Raw genomic sequence first — 15,763 nt, forward strand, 5'->3', positions numbered from 1 at the left:
GCACAGAAGGGATACGCATATGAAGCACGGATCGAGAAGGTTCCGGACACTCATCGCGGGAATCGGGCTGGTGGCGGTGGCCGCCTTCGCCCCGGGCCTGTCACCGACGCCCGCCGCGAGCGCCGACCGCCCCGGCGGGGGCGAGGGGGCTGGGACGTACGACGTCCTGGTGTTCTCCAAGACCGCCGGGTTCCGGCACGGCTCCATCCCTGACGGCATCGCGGCGATCGAGAGGCTGGGGGCCGAGAACGGCTTCACGGTGACCGCCACCGAGGACGCGGCGGTGTTCAACGACACCGACCTGGCGGCGTACGAGGCGGTGCTGTGGCTCTCGACCACCGGTGATGTGCTCGACGCCGGCCAGCAGGCCGCGTTCGAGCGCTACATCCAGGACGGTGGCGGCTATGTGGGCGTGCACGCCGCCTCCGACACCGAGTACGACTGGCCCTGGTACGGAGGCCTCGTCGGTGCCTACTTCGCCGGTCACCCCGCCCAGCAGACCGCGACGGTGAAGGTGCACGGGCACAACACCGCGGCGACGGCCGAGCTGCCGAAGCGGTGGACGCGTTGGGACGAGTGGTACAGCTTCCGCGACCGTCCGGCCGACTCGATCCGGGTCCTCGCCGACCTCGACGAGCGCAGCTACGACCCGGGCCAGCACGCCATGGGGAACCCGCACCCGATCGCCTGGTGCCACCGCTACGACGGCGGCCGGGCCTTCTACACCGGCATGGGCCACACCTCGGAGTCGTTCACCGAGCCGGAGTTCCTCTCCCACGTGCTCGGCGGCATCGAGATGGTCGCCGGGGTCGCCCGGTTCCGCTGCGAGGCGGACAGATGAGCGGACCGATGAACGGGAGGGTCGGGCTCTGGCTGGTCGGCGCCTGCGGATCGGTGGGCGTCACGACGACGGTCGGCGCGCTGGCCGTCCGGGCCGGGCTCGCCGGACGGGTCGGGCTGGTCGCCGAGCAGCCGGAGATCGCCGCCGCCGGGCTGCCGTCCCTGGACGACCTGGTGATCGGTGGGCACGATCTGCGGGCGGACCCGTTGCTGAAGCGGGCCGAGCGGCTCGCCGCTGGCGGGGTCGTTCCCGCCGGGATCCTGCCGGCGATCGCCGGTGAGCTGGAGGAGGTCGAGGGGCGGCTGCGTACGGGCTATGACCCAGCGGGCGCCGAGCCGCAAGGTGTCGCGGTCGAGCGGCTGACCGCCGATCTGGTGGCTTTCCGCGACGAGCACGGGCTCGAGCGCGTGGTCGTGATCGACGTAGCGAGCACCGAGCCGCCGGCCGAGGTCGTGGACGGCGGACCGCTCGCCGACCCCGACGCCCTCGACGCGGCGCTGGCCGCGGGGGAGTCCCCGCTGCCGGCCAGCTCCGTCTACGTCCTGGCCGCCTATCGGGCGGGCTGCCCGGTCGTCTCGTTCACGCCCAGTCCCGGGCCGCGGCTGCCGGTACTCGTCACCCTCGCCGAGCGCGCGGGGCTCCCGTGGGCGGGCTCGGACGGGAAGACCGGGGAGACGCTGCTGAAGTCGGCGCTGGCGCCGATGTTCTCGACGCGGGCGCTGCAGGTCAACGCCTGGGCCTCGTACAACATGCTCGGTGGTGGTGACGGCGCCACGCTCGCCGACCCGGCCAACGCGCAGAGCAAGCTCGTCACCAAGGCCCAGGGGCTGGAGGCGATGCTCGGTCACCCGGTCGAAGGCCCGATGCACATCGACTACGTCCCCGACCACGGCGACTGGAAGACCGCCATCGACCACGTCTCCTTCGAGGGGTTCCTCGGGGTGCGGATGTCGCTGCAGTTCACCTGGAGCGGCTGCGACTCCGCACTGGCCGCGCCCCTGGTGCTCGACCTCGCCCGGCTCGTCCTGCGCGCGCAGGAGGTGGGGGAGAGCGGACCGCTCCCGTTCGGGTTCTTCTTCAAGGACCCGGCCGGCTCCACCGAGCACCGGCTCGGCACCCAGTGGGAAGAGCTGGTCGCGTGGTGCGCTCGGGTGGGCGGATGACGTCTCGCGCCCGAGCCTTCGCCGAGCTCGTCCGGCTGCCGGCGGCCCTCACCGTGCCGGGGGACACCCTGGCCGGGGCCGCCGCGGCCGGTCCGCTGCGGGCCCGCGCGGTCGCGATTCCGGCCGCCTCGGTGGCGCTCTACTGGGCCGGGATGGCGCTCAACGACTGGGCCGACCGGGACCTCGACGCCGTCGAGCGCCCGGAGCGGCCGATCCCGTCGGGCCGGATCAGCCCACGGCAGGCGCTGGGGGTGGCAGTCGGGCTCACTGCGGCGGGTGTCGGGCTGGCCGGGCTCGCCGGCGGGCGTCCGGCCGCGGTGACGGCGGCCGCCCTGGCCGGGACGGTGTGGGCCTACGACACCGTCCTGAAGGACACCTCCGCCGGGCCGGTCGCGATGGCTGCGGCCCGTGGCCTCGACGTGCTGCTCGGGGCGAGTGCGAGCGGACGTACGCGGGCGGGGCTGGTGCCGGCCGGTCTGCTCGCCGCCCACACCGCCGGGGTCACCCTGCTCAGCCGGGGCGAGGTCCACGGCACCCGGCCCGCCACCGCGAGTCTCGCCGGCGGCGTCACGGTCCTGACCGCGGCCGCGGCGGCCGGCCACGGACGGGCGGTGCTTCCCGTCGCCCTCGCCGCGACGTACGCACGCAGTGTCGGCTCCGCCCAGCTCGCCGCGGTCTCCTCGCCGGATGCCGGGACCGTCCGGCGGGCCACCGGCGCCGGGATCCGCGGGATGATCCCGCTCCAGGCCGCGCTCGTCGCTCGCCGCTCACCGCTGGCCGCGGTCGCGCTGCTGGCCGCCGGCCCGATCGCCAAGGCCGCCTCGAAGGTGGTGTCACCGACATGAGCACGAGCACGTTGCGGTTCGGATATGGCACCAACGGCATGCACAGCCACCGGCTCGAGGACGCGCTGAGCCTCCTGGCCGCGCTGGGCTACGACGGCGTCGCACTGACCCTCGACCACCTTCACCTGGACCCCTTCCGGCCGAACCTGGCGGGCCGGGTCGCCCAGGTCGGCCGCCGGCTGGACGAGCTCGGTCTGTCGGTCGTGATCGAGACCGGAGCTCGCTACATCCTCGATCCGCTCCGCAAGCACTACCCGACCCTGCTGCACCCGGGCCCCGACGCGAGCCGCCGGGTCGACTACCTGCACCGGGCGGTCGAGGTGGCCGCCGACCTCGGCGCCGAGGCGGTCTCGTTCTGGTCGGGCACACTGCCGGACGGCGTGGACGAGGACCGGGCCTGGGGACGCCTGTGCGACGGGGTGTGGCGGGTCCTCGACGTCGCCACCCGCCGCGGCGTCGTGTGCGCCGTCGAGCCCGAGCCCGGGCACTTCGTCGCCACCCTCGACTCCGTGATCGAGCTGCGCCATCGCCTCGACGACCCGGAGCTGCTGCGGGTCACCCTCGACCTCGGCCACGTGGTGTGCAACGAGCCGCGGGGGATGGCCGAGACCATCCGCCTCGCCGGTCCGCTGCTGGCCAACGTGCAGGTCGACGACATGGTCGAGGGCGTCCACGAGCACCTGGAGCTGGGCACCGGCGAGGTCGACTTCGCCGCCGCGCTCGGCACCCTCGTCGAGATCGGTTACACCGGGCTCGCCGCGCTCGAGCTGCCCCGCCAGTCCCATGCCGCCCCGGCCGTCGCCGAGCGCTCCCTCGCGTTCCTGCGCGAGACCCTCGACGACCTGCCCCGACCCGAGGAGGTGGGCGCATGAACGAGAAGCTCCTTGCCGAGTGGTGCGCCGAGATCGAGGCCGACCCCACCCGGATCAGGACCCGCTTCCCGGCCGCGGCCAGGGAGATCGGCCGCACTCCGGGCACCTCGCCGGAGCCGGGCGCGGAACGGGTCGAGGACGACGTACGCGTGCGGCTGCTGGTGGCGCTCGGCCGCGGCCTGGCGGGTGACGCCGACACGTTGAGCACCGAGGTGCACGACCTCTACCGCTTCGGCGATGCCGACGAGCGGCGGGCGGTCCTGCTCGGCCTCGGCCACCTCGAGGACGTGATCGGCGACCGCGCCGTCGACCTGCTCCACGACGCGCTGCGAACGAACGACCCGCGCCTGGTGGCAGCCGCCCTGGGGACGTACGCCGCTCGTCTCGATCCCGCCGCGTGGCGCCAGGCCGTCCTCAAATGCCTCTTCGTCGGCGTACCTCTGCGGCTGGTGGCCGGCCTCGACGGACCCGACGGATCCGATGACGAGCTGCGCCGGATGGTCGCCGACTACGCCGCTGAGCGGCGCGCGGCCGGCCGCGAGGTGCCCGTCGATGCCCTGCCCTTCCTTCCCGCCCCCACTCAGACCACTCGGGAGTCCTGATGCGCATCTTCGACCCGCACATCCACATGAGCTCGCGCACGACCGACGACTACGAGGCCATGTACGCCGCCGGCGTCCGCGCCCTGGTGGAGCCGGCCTTCTGGCTCGGCCAGCCGCGGACCAGCGTCGACTCGTTCATCGACTACTTCGACGCGCTGGTCGGCTGGGAGCGGTTCCGGGCCTCGCAGTTCGGCATCGCCCACCACTGCACGATCGCGCTCAACCCGAAGGAGGCCAACGACCCGCGCTGCACGCCGGTCCTCGACCTGCTGCCGCGCTATCTTGCCAAGGACGGCGTCGTCGCGGTCGGCGAGATCGGCTTCGACTCGATGACCGAGGACGAGGAGAAGGCGTTCAGCCGCCAGCTCGAGCTGGCCCGCGAGTTCGCGCTGCCCGCGATGGTGCACACGCCCCACCGCGACAAGCTGGCCGGGACCCGCCGCACCCTCGACCTCGTCGAGGCGGCCGGGATGGAGCCCGGGATGGTCGTCGTCGACCACCTCAACGAGATGACCGTCGACGTCGTCGACGAGGCAGGCGCCTGGATGGGCTTCTCGATCTATCCCGACACCAAGATGGACCCCGACCGGATGGTCGCGATCCTCCAGCGGCGCGGGCTGGACCGGGTGCTGGTCAACTCCGCCGCCGACTGGGGCAGGTCGGATCCGCTCCGGACAAGGGTGACCGGCGAGGCGATGCTCGCGGCCGGCTTCACCGAGGACGACGTCGACCGGGTGCTGTGGCGCAACCCGGTGGAGTTCTTCGGCCAGAGCGGACGGCTGCTGCTCGACGTACCTGCGGCCGACCAGGGCGCGACCTTCGCCGGCAACTCGCTGCTGCGAGGTGAGCGGGCATGAGGTTCCGGCACCGCGACGGCACGGTCGTCCACCTCGGCTACTGCAGCAACGTGCACCCCGCCGAGGACGTCGACGGCATCCTCGACCAGCTCCGCCGCTACGCCGGCGAGGTACGCGCCCGGCTCGGCGTCCAGCGGCTCGGCCTCGGTCTGTGGCTGCCCGCCGCGACCGCGCACGAGCTGGCCGGCGACCCGGCCACCCTCGACCGGCTGCGCACCGGCCTGGACCGCCACGGCCTGGAGGTCGTCACCCTCAACGCCTTCCCGTACGCCGGGTTCCATGCCCCGGTCGTGAAGCGCGACGTCTACTCCCCGGACTGGTCCACCCGGCGCCGCCTCGACTACACCCTCGACTGCGCCCGGGTGCTGTCGGCGCTGCTGCCCGACGATGCGGTACGCGGCAGCATCTCGACCCTTCCGCTGGGCTGGCGCACCCCCTGGTTCACCGACCGCGACCGGGCGGCGCGCGAGCTGATCGGCGAGCTCGCCGACGGCCTGGCCGGCATCGAGGCCGAGCACGGCCGGCCGGTGCGGGTCGGGTTCGAGCCGGAGCCCGGCTGCGTCGTGGAGACGACCCGGGACGCGGTCACCCGGCTCGCCGGACTGGCCCCCGACCACCTCGGGATCTGCGTCGACACCTGCCACCTCGCCACCCAGTTCGAGGACGCCACCGAGGCGCTCGACCGGCTTCGCGTGGCCGGACTGCCGGTCGTCAAGGTCCAGGTCTCCGCGGCCCTGCACGCCGACGACCCCAGCGACCCGGCGACCCGGGAGGCCCTGGCCTCCTACGCCGAGGACCGCTTCCTCCACCAGACCCGCGAGCCGCGCGGGGCGCGGGTCGACAGCCGCGACGACCTGCCGGAGGCGCTCACCGGCCATCGTCCGCTGCCGGCCGAGCATCCCTGGCGGGTGCACTTCCACGTACCTCTCCACGCCGACCCGGCCCCGCCGCTGCGCAGCACCCGCGACCACCTCGCGGGCACGCTCGACGCGCTCCTCGGCGGCCCGGTGGCGCACACCGACCACCTCGAGGTCGAGACCTACACCTGGGGAGTCCTGCCCGAGCAGGTCCGTCCGGACGGGGATGGCGGCCTGGTCGCGGGAATCGCGGCCGAGCTGGCCTGGACCCGCGACCGGCTCGTCGAGGCCGGTCTCGAGCAGCTGCAGGAGGCATCGGCATGAGCGAGCGTACGAACGACAAGCTGCTGGTCATCGATGTGGTCGGCATGACCCCCGAGCTGCTCCAGCACATGCCGCGGGTGCGGCAGGTGGGGGAGTCGGGGTTCACCGCCGAGCTGGGCACGGTGCTGCCCGCGGTCACCTGCTCGGTCCAGTCGACCTTCCTGACCGGCGCGCTGCCGCGTGACCACGGCATCGTCGGCAACGGCTGGTACTTCCGCGACCTCGGCGAGGTGCTCCTGTGGCGCCAGCACAACGCGCTGGTGCAGGGCGAGAAGCTGTGGGACGTCGTCCGCCGCCGGCGACCCAGCGCGAAGGTCGCCAACATCTGCTGGTGGTACGCCATGGGTGCCGACGTCGACACCACCGTCACCCCGCGCCCGGCCTACCACGCCGACGGCAAGAAGTCGCCGGACTGCTGGACCTGGCCGCCCGAGCTCCACGACACCCTCACCGCGGAGCTGGGCCCGTTCCCGCTGTTCACCTACTGGGGTCCTACGGCCTCGATCAAGAGCTCGGCCTGGATCGTCGCGGCCGCCCGCAAGGTCATGCCCGACCACGACCTCACCCTCGTCTACGTCCCGCATCTCGACTACGACCTGCAGCGCTTCGGCCCCGACAGCCCGCAGGCCGTCCAGGCGGCCCGCGACGTCGACGCGACCCTGGCGCCGCTGCTCGACGACGCCGAGGCCGCAGGCGTACGCGTCGTGCTGCTGAGCGAGTACGGCATCACCCGCGCCACCCGCCCGGTCGACGTCAACCGGCTGCTGCGCCGCGAGGGCCTCCTGCACGTCCACCACAACGCCACCGGCGAGCTGCTCGACCCGTGGACGTCGCGGGCCTTCGCGGTCGCCGACCACCAGATCGCCCACGTCTACATCAAGGACCCCGCCGACCTGGACCGGGTGCGCGACCTGCTGCAGGGTCTGGACGGTGTGGCCGAGGTCCTCGACCGCGCCGGCCAGGCGGCGTACGGACTCGACCATGAGCGCGCCGGTGAGCTCGTCGTGGTGGCCGAGCCGGACGCTTGGTTCACCTACTACTACTGGCTCGACGACGCGAACGCACCCGACTTCGCCCGCGGCGTCGAGATCCACAAGAAGCCCGGCTACGACCCCGCCGAGCTGTTCCTCGATCCCGAGGACCGCTGGGTGAAGCTGCGTGCCGCCACCACGCTGGCCCGTAAGACAGCCGGGCTGCGCTACGCCATGAGCGTGGTGCCGCTCGACCCCGCCCCCGTCTCCGGCAGCCACGGCCGGCTGCCGGACGACCCCGAGCACGGCCCGGTGCTCGTCTGCTCCGACGCCTCCGCCAAGCGCGACCGGTTCGAGGCCATCGAGGTCCGCGACCTGCTTGCATCCCTGCTCCCCTGAACCGCTCCCCTGAGGAAGGACTAACACCATGACCCGACCGATCACGCTCTTCACCGGCCAGTGGGCCGACCTGCCGTTCGAGGAGGTCTGCCGCCTCGCCTCCGAGTGGGGCTACGACGGCCTCGAGATCGCCTGCTGGGGCGACCACCTCGACGTCTGGCAGGCCGCCGAGGACGAGACGTACGTCCAGGCGAAGCTGGACCTGCTGGCCAAGCACAACCTGAAGGTCTTCACGATCTCCAACCACCTCAAGGGCCAGGCGGTCTGCGACGATCCCATCGACCAGCGCCACAAAGACATCCTGCCCGCGAAGATCTGGGGCGACGGCAACCCCGAGGGCGTACGTCAGCGCGCCGCCGAGGAGATGAAGATGACCGCCCGGGCGGCGAAGAACCTCGGGGTCAAGACGGTCGTCGGCTTCACCGGCTCCTCCATCTGGAAGTACGTCGCGATGTTCCCGCCCGTCTCTCAGGCGATGGTCGAGGCCGGCTACCAGGACTTCGCCGACCGCTGGAACCCGATCCTCGACGTCTTCGACGAGTGCGGGGTGCGGTTCGCCCACGAGGTCCACCCCTCCGAGATCGCCTACGACTACTGGTCCACCGTCGCGACGCTGGAGGCGATCGGCCACCGCGAGGCCTTCGGGCTCAACTGGGACCCCAGCCACATGGTGTGGCAGCAGGTCGACCCGGTCGGGTTCCTGTGGGACTTCCGCGACCGGATCTACCACGTGGACTGCAAGGACACGAAGATGCAGACCGGCAACGGCCGCAACGCCCGCCTCGGCTCCCACCTCGCCTGGGCCGACCCGCGCCGCGGCTGGGACTTCGTCTCCACCGGCCACGGCGACGTGCCGTGGGAGCAGTGCTTCCGGATGCTCAACTCCATCGGCTACGACGGCCCCATCTCGGTCGAGTGGGAGGACGCCGGCATGGACCGCCTCGTCGGTGCCCCTGAGGCGCTCGAGTTCGTCCGCCGACTCGCCTTCGACGCCCCCGAGGCGGCCTTCGACGCGGCGTTCTCGACCGCCGACTGACCCGCTACACCCAAGAAGAAGGAGTTACGAGATGTGTTTTGGATTCGACGGTGACGGTGCGCTGCAGCGCTCACTCGAAAAGCGCGGCCTCAGCCGGCGCTCCCTCATCCGCGGCGCCGCCGCGGGTGCCGCCGCGCTCGGAGTCAGCGGTGCTCTGGCCGCACCGGCAGCCGCTGACGGCGTACGTTCCGGTCGTGGCCACGGTGGCGGCCGCCGGGTCCCTGCCGACAAGATCAGCATCCAGCTCTACACGCTGCGGTCGATCATGACCGGAGCAGGTGTCGACGCGACGCTGGCGAAGCTGGCGCAGATCGGCTACGACCGCGTCGAGCTGGCCGGTCTCTACGGGCGCACCGCCGAGGACATCCGAGGCGTCCTCGACGGGCTCGGGATCCGCTCCAACTCGAGCCACGACGGTCTGAGCAGCAGCTTCGCCGCGCTCGAGACGAAGTTCGACAACTCTGAGACGCTCGGGGTCCGCTACCTCAACGTGCCCTACCTGGCCTCCAGCTCGCTCGCCGACTGGCAGGCCTGGGCCGACCAGATGAACAACGAGGCGGCGGCGGCGAAGCGGCGCGGCTTCCGCTATGGCTACCACAACCACGCCCATGAGTTCACCACTGATCTCGGTGGCGGGGTCACGCCCTGGGACGTGTTCATGCGGGAGCTCGACCCGGCCTACGTCCACCTCGAGGTGGACCTCTACTGGGCCGTCACCGGCGGCGTGAACCTCGGCATGTCCAGCGACGAGGCGATCGACTTCGCGATCGACGTCGTCGACCGGTCTCCGCTCCAGGTCCGCCAGTACCACGTCAAGGACCGCAACGAGGCCACCGGCGACCACGTCGACCTCGGCACGGGGTTCATCGACTTCGCCAAGATCTTCCGCGCCCACCAGGTGGAGGACTACATCGTGGAGAACGACAGCCCTGACGTCACCCCGATCCAGACCGCGGAGGTGGGTTACTCCTACCTGCGTGGCCTGCGCTACTGACGTACGCCATCTGAAGTTCGTCAGGCAAGACTCGGCAGCCGCCCCCGACCCTCCCTGCGGGGCGGCTGCCGTCTCCTTCCAGACGCTCGGTGAACCCTCCGAGAAGTCGGGATGACGACCATCCCCCAAACGGGCGAGTGCCCCGTGTCGGGTTCCGCGAACCCTCGGTGAGGGTCATAGGCTGAAGACCATGCCATCGCCCCGGGTATCGCTGATCACCGCTGTCTACAACCCGCCCGCCGATGCCTTCGAGGACACGATCGCGTCGGTTCTCGGCCAGACCCACGAGGACTGGGAGTGGGTCCTCAGCGACGACTGCTCGCCCGCGCCCTGGGTGCTGCCGCGGCTGCGGGAGCTGGCGGCGAAGGAGCCGCGGGTGCGTATCGTGGAGCGTGCGGCGAACGGTGGCATCGTGGCCGCCTCGAACTCGTCGCTGGCGGAGGCGACCGGCGAGCTGATCGCCCTGCTCGACCACGACGACGTACTCGAGCCGAACGCGCTGGAGAAGATGGTCCGCGCCTACGACCGGTTCGAGGACCTCGACTACGCCTACAGCGACCAGGACCTGATGTCGGATGCGGGCGAGCTCCGCGACGCCTACTACAAGCCCGACTGGTCCCCGGAACGGCTGCGGCACCACAACTACTGCACCCACTTCTCGGTGTTCCGCCGCTCGGTCGTGGAGGAGGTCGGCGGCTTCCAGGAGGGCTTCGACGGCTCCCAGGACCACGACCTCGTGCTGCGGGTCAGCGAGCGCGCGCGGCGCATCGTCCACGTCCCCGGCGTGCTCTACCACTGGCGCCAGGTACCGGGCTCCGCCGCGGCGGACAACCACGCCAAGCCGTACGCCTGGGACGCCGGCGTACGTGCCGTGCAGGCTCACCTCGACCGGCTCGGGATCCGGGCCACGGCCTCACGCGGCGTCTCGCCCGGGCTCTACCGCGTCGAGCGGGAGCCCGACCTGGACACCCCGGTCAGCGTGATCATCCCGACCATCGGCACCAGCGCGATCGTGTGGGGCGAGAAACGCGCGATGGTGGTCGAGACCGTTCGCTCCGTGGTCGCCTCCACCAAGCACCGCAACGTCGAGTTCGTGATCGTCTACGACACCCCGACCCCGGCCCCGGTGCTGGAGGCGCTGCGGGCGATCGAGGGTGCCGACATCAAGCTCGTCGAGTTCAAGGAGAAGTTCAGCTTCAGCGCCAAGTGCAACGTCGGCGCCGCCCACGCCACCGGTGACGTCCTGATCTTCCTCAACGACGACATGGAGGCCTACTCCGAGGGCGTCATCGAGAACCTGATCGCGCCGCTGCGCGAGCCGGACGTCGGCATGACCGGCCCCAAGCTCCTCTTCGAGGACTACCGCATCCAGCACGCCGGCCTGGTCTACGGCAGCGGCACCATCACCCACGCCTACTACCGTGCCCGCCCCGAGGAGCGGGGCAACCACGGCGAGCTGCACATCAACCGGGAGACCTCCGCGCTGACCGGCGCCTGCGTCGCGATGCGGCGCGAAGTCTTCTTCGACGCCGGTGGCTTCAGCGAACGGCTTCCGGTCAACTACAACGACGTCGACCTGTGCCTCAAGGTACGTCGCTCACTCGGCCTGCGCCTGGTCTGGCTCCACGACGTCACCCTCTTCCACTTCGAGTCCGTCAGCCGCGACAACGCGGTCCACGACTGGGAGAAGGACTTCATCAACAACCGCTGGGGCAACTACAAGGACGTCCGCGAGGCGTACTCCAACGGCGTCCGCTGACTCGGCGGTCAGCCCTGGGCCGCTCGGCGGAGGCGGCGTACGACCCGTCGGCCGAAGTTCCGCACCGGGTAGCGGGTGGCGTAGGTCAGGTCGGCCTCGAGGCCGGCGACCTTGCCGCGCAGCCGCTCGATGCGCTCGCGGCGGCGCCGGTTGACCTCGCGGGCCTCGCGCAGCTGCTTGGAAAGCGTGCCGACCCGGGCCTGGGCGGAGTTGGCGGAGGCCTGGATGCCGAGGATGTGGTCGCGGGTGGCCAGCCGGGAGCGGGTGACCTCCTCGAACCTCTGGGTGTATACGTCGCGGAGCCGGACCTCGTCGGCCGGGGCGGCCTGGGCAAGCTCGGGGGCGGCCGGCGCGACCTCGCCGTCGGCGAGCGGCCGGGCGGCCAGCTGGAACTGGTAGACCAGCGCGTCGGGCTGCTGGCGTACCCACTCCACGGCCACCTCGGGAAGCAGGCCGGGGTCGACCGAGACCTCCACGTTGAGAGGGTCTGCCGTGGTGCCGCGCAGGTCCTCGACCGCGTAGCCCGCCTCGGTGAAGAGCTGCAGCAGCCCCTCGCGTGAGTAGAACTTGATGTGGGTGCGGTCCAGGAGACCGGTGTCGGTGGTCTGCCAGCGGCCCTGGAGCAGGGCGAGGCGGACCGAGCCGTGGGTGACGTTGGGGATCGAGATGACCACCTGGCCGCCGGGGGCGAGCAGGTCACGGGCCTGCTCGAGTGCAGCCCGCGGGTCGACGAGGTGCTCGAGGACGTCGGCGAAGATCACCACGTCGAAGGAGCCGGGCTCGACGATCTCGGTCAGCGGGGTCACATCCAGGTCGGCGACGACCACCGTGTCCAGGACCTTATCGGCCAGGCTCGCCGCCTCCGGGTCGATCTCGATCCCGGTGACGGTGCAGCCGCGCTCGGTGAGGATCCGGCCGATCTCGCCGGTCCAGCAGCCGACGTCGAGGACCCGCTTCCCACTGCCCGCCGCGACGGCGGACTCAGCCAGGTCGATGACCTGCACATGGCTGGTGTTGCGGTGATCGAGGTCGATCTCGACGGCGTAGTGCGACATGCGACGAGGGTAGCGACCTTTGGCGGCGCCGCGCGGCTTCGGCACGGGTGATTTACAGGCTGTTTCGACGCTTCGGCGACGTACGGTGAAATGGTCTGTTACACAGTGGAAACAGACGCCTCGGGGTGTCGAAACGTCCCCGGGTCAAGGTGGCGGCGAAGATGACAGGATCAAGGACCTCTGGAGGCGCCCTCTCGTGAAGCTCGTGACCGCAGTGATCAAGCCCCATAAGTGGGAGGACGTGCGCGAGGCCCTCGAAGCCTTCGGCGTGACCGGCATGACCGTCTCCGAGGTCTCCGGCTACGGCCGGCAGAAGGGTCACACCGAGGTCTACCGCGGCGCCGAGTACGACATCGCCCTGGTGCCGAAGATCCGCATCGAGATCGTCGTGGAGGACGAGGATGCCGCGGACGTCGTCGGCATCGTCGTGAAGACCGCACAGACCGGACGGATCGGCGACGGGAAGGTCTGGCTCAGCCCGATCGAGTCCGTCGTCCGTGTTCGGACCGGTGCACGTGATGCCGAGGCGCTCTGACTAGGCTTCGTCCGAGTGCCGGTCCATCGAATCCCACCGGAGGAGAGAAATGAAGCTCGTCACCGCAGTGATCAAACCCCACAAGTGGGAGGACGTTCGCGTCGCCCTCGAAGCTGTCGGTGTCACCGGCATGACCGTCTCCGAGGTCTCCGGCTATGGCCGGCAGAAGGGTCACACCGAGGTCTACCGCGGCGCTGAGTACGACGTCGCCCTGGTCCCGAAGATCCGCATCGAGATCGCCGTGCCCGACGAGGAGGTCGAGTCCGTGGTCAGCGCCATCGAGACCTCGGCGAAGACCGAGCGGATCGGTGACGGCAAGGTCTGGGTCTCCCCGCTGGAGACCATCGTGCGGGTCCGCACCGGCGACCGCGACGACGCCGCGATCTGATTCTGCGTTAGCGAGGGGGCGGCGTGACCGCTGAGGGTCGGGCGGAGCGCACAGCCGAGGCAGACGAGCAGTGCGCCAAGGCGTACGCCGCCGCGGGCGGCCCCGATGTCGGGGTCGCCCTCGTCGCGGTCGGGGGATACGGGCGCGGGGAGCTCGCGCCCTTCTCCGACTGGGACGTGGTCCTGGTGCACGACGACGCCGTCTCGCCGGGGTCGGTGGCCGAGCAGGTCTGGTATCCGCTCTGGGACACCGCGCCCAAGCTCGACCACTCGGTGCGGTCGTTCTCCGAGATGCTCTCGTCCTCGACCGGTGACCTCCGGGTCGCCCTCGGGCTGCTCGACATCCGGCACCTGGCCGGCGACCGCGGGCTGGTGCTGCGGTTGCGTACGACGATGCTGGCGCACTGGCGCAAGCACGCCCGGGCCCTGCTGCCCGAGCTGAGGACGATGAGCGTGGAGCGACACCGGCGCGCCGGTGAGCTCGCGCACGCCTCGGTGCCCGATCTGAAGGAGATGTACGGCGGGCTGCGGGATGCGGTCGTGATCAAGGCGATCGTGGCCACCTGGCTCGTCGACGTGCCCGCGGTCGACCTGGAGAAGTCGCGCCGCGCCCTGCTCGACGTACGTGATCTCGTGCAGGAGATCGGCGGCCGGGCCACCGACCGGGTCGTGCCGGAGATGTGGGACCAGCTCGCCGAGCGGCTGGAGCTGGCCGACGCCCGCACGGCACAGGCCCACGTACGCACCATCGGCCGCCGCCTCACCCATCTCTCCCGCCTGGCGTGGCGACGGGTGGACGGGGTCCTGGAACGCTCGCGCCCCGGAGCACCGCGCCGCCCGCGGCTCGCGCCGCTGGGCAACGGTCTGGCGCTCGCCTCGGGCGAGGTGGTGCTGGTGCCGGGCGCCCGCCCGTCGCGGGATCCGCTGATGCTGCTGCGGGCCTCGGCGCTCGCCGCCGAGCACGGGGTCGCGCTGGCGCCGCCGACCGCTGCGCGACTGGCCCGGGACACCCCGGCGCTGGCCGAGCCGTGGCCGGAGGAGGCGCGGCATCTCTTCGTACGACTCCTGGGTGCCGGACGCGGGCTGCTCGCGGTCTGGGAGACGTTGGAGGAGACCGGCGCGGTCTCCCGGATCCTGCCCGAGTGGGAGCGGATCCGGCTGCTTCCGCACGCCTCGATCATCCACCGCTTCACCGTCGACCGGCACACCATCGAGACCTGCATCGAGGCGGTCGCGCTGCTGCCACGCGTGGCCCGCCCGGACGTGCTGCTGGTTGCGGCGCTGCTCCACGACATCGGCAAGGGGTCGCTGACCGAGCACAGTGTGGCGGGGGAGCCGATCGCCCGCCGGATCGCCTCCCGGATGGGGTTCCCGGACGAGGAGGTCGACCTGATCTCGCAGCTCGTGCGCTGGCACCTGCTGCTCTCCACGACCGCGACCACCCGTGACCCGGACGACCCGGCGACCGTCGACCTGATGGTGGACACGATGGGCGACGCCGAGGCGCTCGCGCTGCTCACCGCGCTCACCGAGGCCGACGCTCGGGCAACCAGCACCCAGGCCTGGAGCACCTGGCGGGCCCGGCTCATCCTCGACCTCGCCCGGCGCGCCGCTCGGGTCCTCGACACCGGCGTCGCCGCGGGGGAGCGGCCGCAGGCCGCGGTGGAGATCCCCGAGAGCGTACGTTCGGGCTCGACCTCCTTCCGCGCCGAGCCGCTCGCCGACGGCGCCCGGGTCTGGGCGATCGCGCCCGACCGGCTCGGCCTGCTCGCCGACCTGGCCGCAACCTTCGCGGTCGCGCGGCTGCCGGTCAGAGCGTGTCGTGCCTGGCAGCAGGGCGGTTTCGGGGTCAGCGTGTGGGACCTCGACGACTCCTATGTCGACGCCGCGGTGCTGCGCACGCGCTTCTCCGCCATCACCGAGGGCCGCCTCGACCCGGCCACCCGGCTGGCCCCGAGCGCGGCCGCGCGGGGGAGCGAGCCCTCGGTCGTCGTACGTCCGGAGGCATCCAGCAAGGCCACCGTCCTCGAGGTGCGCACCATCGACCGTCCCGGGGTCGTCTACACCGTCGCCGTCGCGCTGGCGCGGATGGAGATCGCCGTCCGTTCCGCCCACATCTCCACCCTCGGCCCGCAGGCCGTCGACGTCTTCTACCTCCAGGAGGCCTCGGCCGGAGTCCTCGCCGAGCATCGGGCGGCCGAGGCGGCCCATGCGGTCCGCGCGGCCCTCGAGTGCTCACCGAGGTAGCTCGGTGAGCTTCGGGACC

15 protein-coding genes are annotated in these 15,763 nt (G+C 71.7%); 14 read left to right on the forward strand and 1 reads right to left on the reverse strand.

What is annotated here, in order from left to right; all coding sequences use genetic code 11:
• The first annotated feature begins 19 nt into the window (after positions 1 to 19).
• From OG801_RS23845 to OG801_RS23895, 11 genes are all read left to right on the forward strand, one after another.
• Positions 20 to 841, forward strand: coding sequence for a ThuA domain-containing protein (locus OG801_RS23845; protein ID WP_355020075.1), 822 nt, complete (start codon positions 20 to 22; stop codon positions 839 to 841).
• A complete protein-coding gene (locus OG801_RS23850) occupies positions 838 to 2,004 on the forward strand; it encodes an inositol-3-phosphate synthase (RefSeq protein WP_406031656.1) in 1,167 nt (388 codons plus the stop codon). The genes OG801_RS23845 and OG801_RS23850 overlap by 4 nt, the downstream gene beginning before the upstream one ends.
• Complete coding sequence (locus OG801_RS23855) at positions 2,001 to 2,849, forward strand: SCO3242 family prenyltransferase (protein WP_406031657.1); 849 nt, start codon at positions 2,001 to 2,003, stop codon at positions 2,847 to 2,849. The genes OG801_RS23850 and OG801_RS23855 overlap by 4 nt, the downstream gene beginning before the upstream one ends.
• Positions 2,846 to 3,721 (forward strand): sugar phosphate isomerase/epimerase family protein, encoded by an 876-nt coding sequence (locus tag OG801_RS23860; protein ID WP_406031658.1) that lies wholly within the window; start codon positions 2,846 to 2,848, stop codon positions 3,719 to 3,721. The genes OG801_RS23855 and OG801_RS23860 overlap by 4 nt, the downstream gene beginning before the upstream one ends.
• Positions 3,718 to 4,323, forward strand: a complete 606-nt coding sequence (locus OG801_RS23865) for an EboA domain-containing protein (protein ID WP_406031659.1) — start codon at positions 3,718 to 3,720, stop codon at positions 4,321 to 4,323. Before OG801_RS23860 ends, OG801_RS23865 begins: the two co-directional genes overlap by 4 nt.
• Complete coding sequence (locus OG801_RS23870) at positions 4,323 to 5,180, forward strand: TatD family hydrolase (RefSeq protein WP_406031660.1); 858 nt, start codon at positions 4,323 to 4,325, stop codon at positions 5,178 to 5,180. Before OG801_RS23865 ends, OG801_RS23870 begins: the two co-directional genes overlap by 1 nt.
• Positions 5,177 to 6,361, forward strand: a complete 1,185-nt coding sequence (gene eboE / locus OG801_RS23875; protein ID WP_406031661.1) for a metabolite traffic protein EboE — start codon at positions 5,177 to 5,179, stop codon at positions 6,359 to 6,361. The genes OG801_RS23870 and eboE overlap by 4 nt, the downstream gene beginning before the upstream one ends.
• On the forward strand, positions 6,358 to 7,731 hold the full coding sequence (locus tag OG801_RS23880) for an alkaline phosphatase family protein (protein ID WP_406031662.1): 1,374 nt from the start codon (positions 6,358 to 6,360) through the stop codon (positions 7,729 to 7,731). The genes eboE and OG801_RS23880 overlap by 4 nt, the downstream gene beginning before the upstream one ends.
• A gap of 28 nt (positions 7,732 to 7,759) precedes the next feature.
• Entirely contained in the window at positions 7,760 to 8,767 is a 1,008-nt protein-coding gene (locus OG801_RS23885; protein WP_406031663.1) for a sugar phosphate isomerase/epimerase family protein, read from the forward strand.
• A gap of 31 nt (positions 8,768 to 8,798) precedes the next feature.
• Positions 8,799 to 9,761 (forward strand): sugar phosphate isomerase/epimerase family protein, encoded by a 963-nt coding sequence (locus tag OG801_RS23890; RefSeq protein WP_406031664.1) that lies wholly within the window; start codon positions 8,799 to 8,801, stop codon positions 9,759 to 9,761.
• A gap of 190 nt (positions 9,762 to 9,951) precedes the next feature.
• Positions 9,952 to 11,520, forward strand: coding sequence for a glycosyltransferase (locus OG801_RS23895; RefSeq protein ID WP_406031665.1), 1,569 nt, complete (start codon positions 9,952 to 9,954; stop codon positions 11,518 to 11,520).
• A gap of 8 nt (positions 11,521 to 11,528) precedes the next feature.
• Here the strand turns inward: OG801_RS23895 and OG801_RS23900 are convergent, their stop codons facing one another.
• Complete coding sequence (locus OG801_RS23900) at positions 11,529 to 12,575, reverse strand: class I SAM-dependent methyltransferase (protein ID WP_406031666.1); 1,047 nt, start codon at positions 12,573 to 12,575, stop codon at positions 11,529 to 11,531.
• A 196-nt stretch (positions 12,576 to 12,771) separates the two neighbouring features.
• Between OG801_RS23900 and OG801_RS23905 the strand changes: the two genes are divergently transcribed.
• Genes OG801_RS23905 through OG801_RS23915 form a run of 3 tightly spaced genes read left to right on the forward strand, consistent with a single transcriptional unit; the run spans position 12,772 to position 15,744 of the window.
• Positions 12,772 to 13,110: a P-II family nitrogen regulator gene (locus OG801_RS23905; RefSeq protein ID WP_141803747.1), complete on the forward strand. Its 339-nt coding sequence runs from the start codon at positions 12,772 to 12,774 to the stop codon at positions 13,108 to 13,110.
• 49 nt (positions 13,111 to 13,159) lie between these two features.
• Entirely contained in the window at positions 13,160 to 13,498 is a 339-nt protein-coding gene (locus tag OG801_RS23910) for a P-II family nitrogen regulator (protein ID WP_008363338.1), read from the forward strand.
• A gap of 23 nt (positions 13,499 to 13,521) precedes the next feature.
• A complete protein-coding gene (locus OG801_RS23915) occupies positions 13,522 to 15,744 on the forward strand; it encodes a [protein-PII] uridylyltransferase (RefSeq protein WP_406031667.1) in 2,223 nt (740 codons plus the stop codon).
• Positions 15,745 to 15,763: the final 19 nt, after the last annotated feature.

The sequence above is a fragment of the Nocardioides sp. NBC_00163 genome, assembly GCF_045206295.1.
GTDB lineage: Bacteria > Actinomycetota > Actinomycetes > Propionibacteriales > Nocardioidaceae > Nocardioides.

Coding starts and splice junctions, on each gene's coding strand:
- OG801_RS23900 (WP_406031666.1), bottom strand. CDS start 12,575: ATGTCGCACTACGCCGTCGAGATCGACCTCGATCACCGCAACACCAGC.
- OG801_RS23865 (WP_406031659.1), top strand. CDS start 3,718: ATGAACGAGAAGCTCCTTGCCGAGTGGTGCGCCGAGATCGAGGCCGAC.
- OG801_RS23910 (WP_008363338.1), top strand. CDS start 13,160: ATGAAGCTCGTCACCGCAGTGATCAAACCCCACAAGTGGGAGGACGTT.
- OG801_RS23890 (WP_406031664.1), top strand. CDS start 8,799: ATGTGTTTTGGATTCGACGGTGACGGTGCGCTGCAGCGCTCACTCGAA.
- OG801_RS23860 (WP_406031658.1), top strand. CDS start 2,846: ATGAGCACGAGCACGTTGCGGTTCGGATATGGCACCAACGGCATGCAC.
- OG801_RS23845 (WP_355020075.1), top strand. CDS start 20: ATGAAGCACGGATCGAGAAGGTTCCGGACACTCATCGCGGGAATCGGG.
- OG801_RS23870 (WP_406031660.1), top strand. CDS start 4,323: ATGCGCATCTTCGACCCGCACATCCACATGAGCTCGCGCACGACCGAC.
- eboE (WP_406031661.1), top strand. CDS start 5,177: ATGAGGTTCCGGCACCGCGACGGCACGGTCGTCCACCTCGGCTACTGC.
- OG801_RS23855 (WP_406031657.1), top strand. CDS start 2,001: ATGACGTCTCGCGCCCGAGCCTTCGCCGAGCTCGTCCGGCTGCCGGCG.
- OG801_RS23880 (WP_406031662.1), top strand. CDS start 6,358: ATGAGCGAGCGTACGAACGACAAGCTGCTGGTCATCGATGTGGTCGGC.
- OG801_RS23895 (WP_406031665.1), top strand. CDS start 9,952: ATGCCATCGCCCCGGGTATCGCTGATCACCGCTGTCTACAACCCGCCC.
- OG801_RS23850 (WP_406031656.1), top strand. CDS start 838: ATGAGCGGACCGATGAACGGGAGGGTCGGGCTCTGGCTGGTCGGCGCC.
- OG801_RS23885 (WP_406031663.1), top strand. CDS start 7,760: ATGACCCGACCGATCACGCTCTTCACCGGCCAGTGGGCCGACCTGCCG.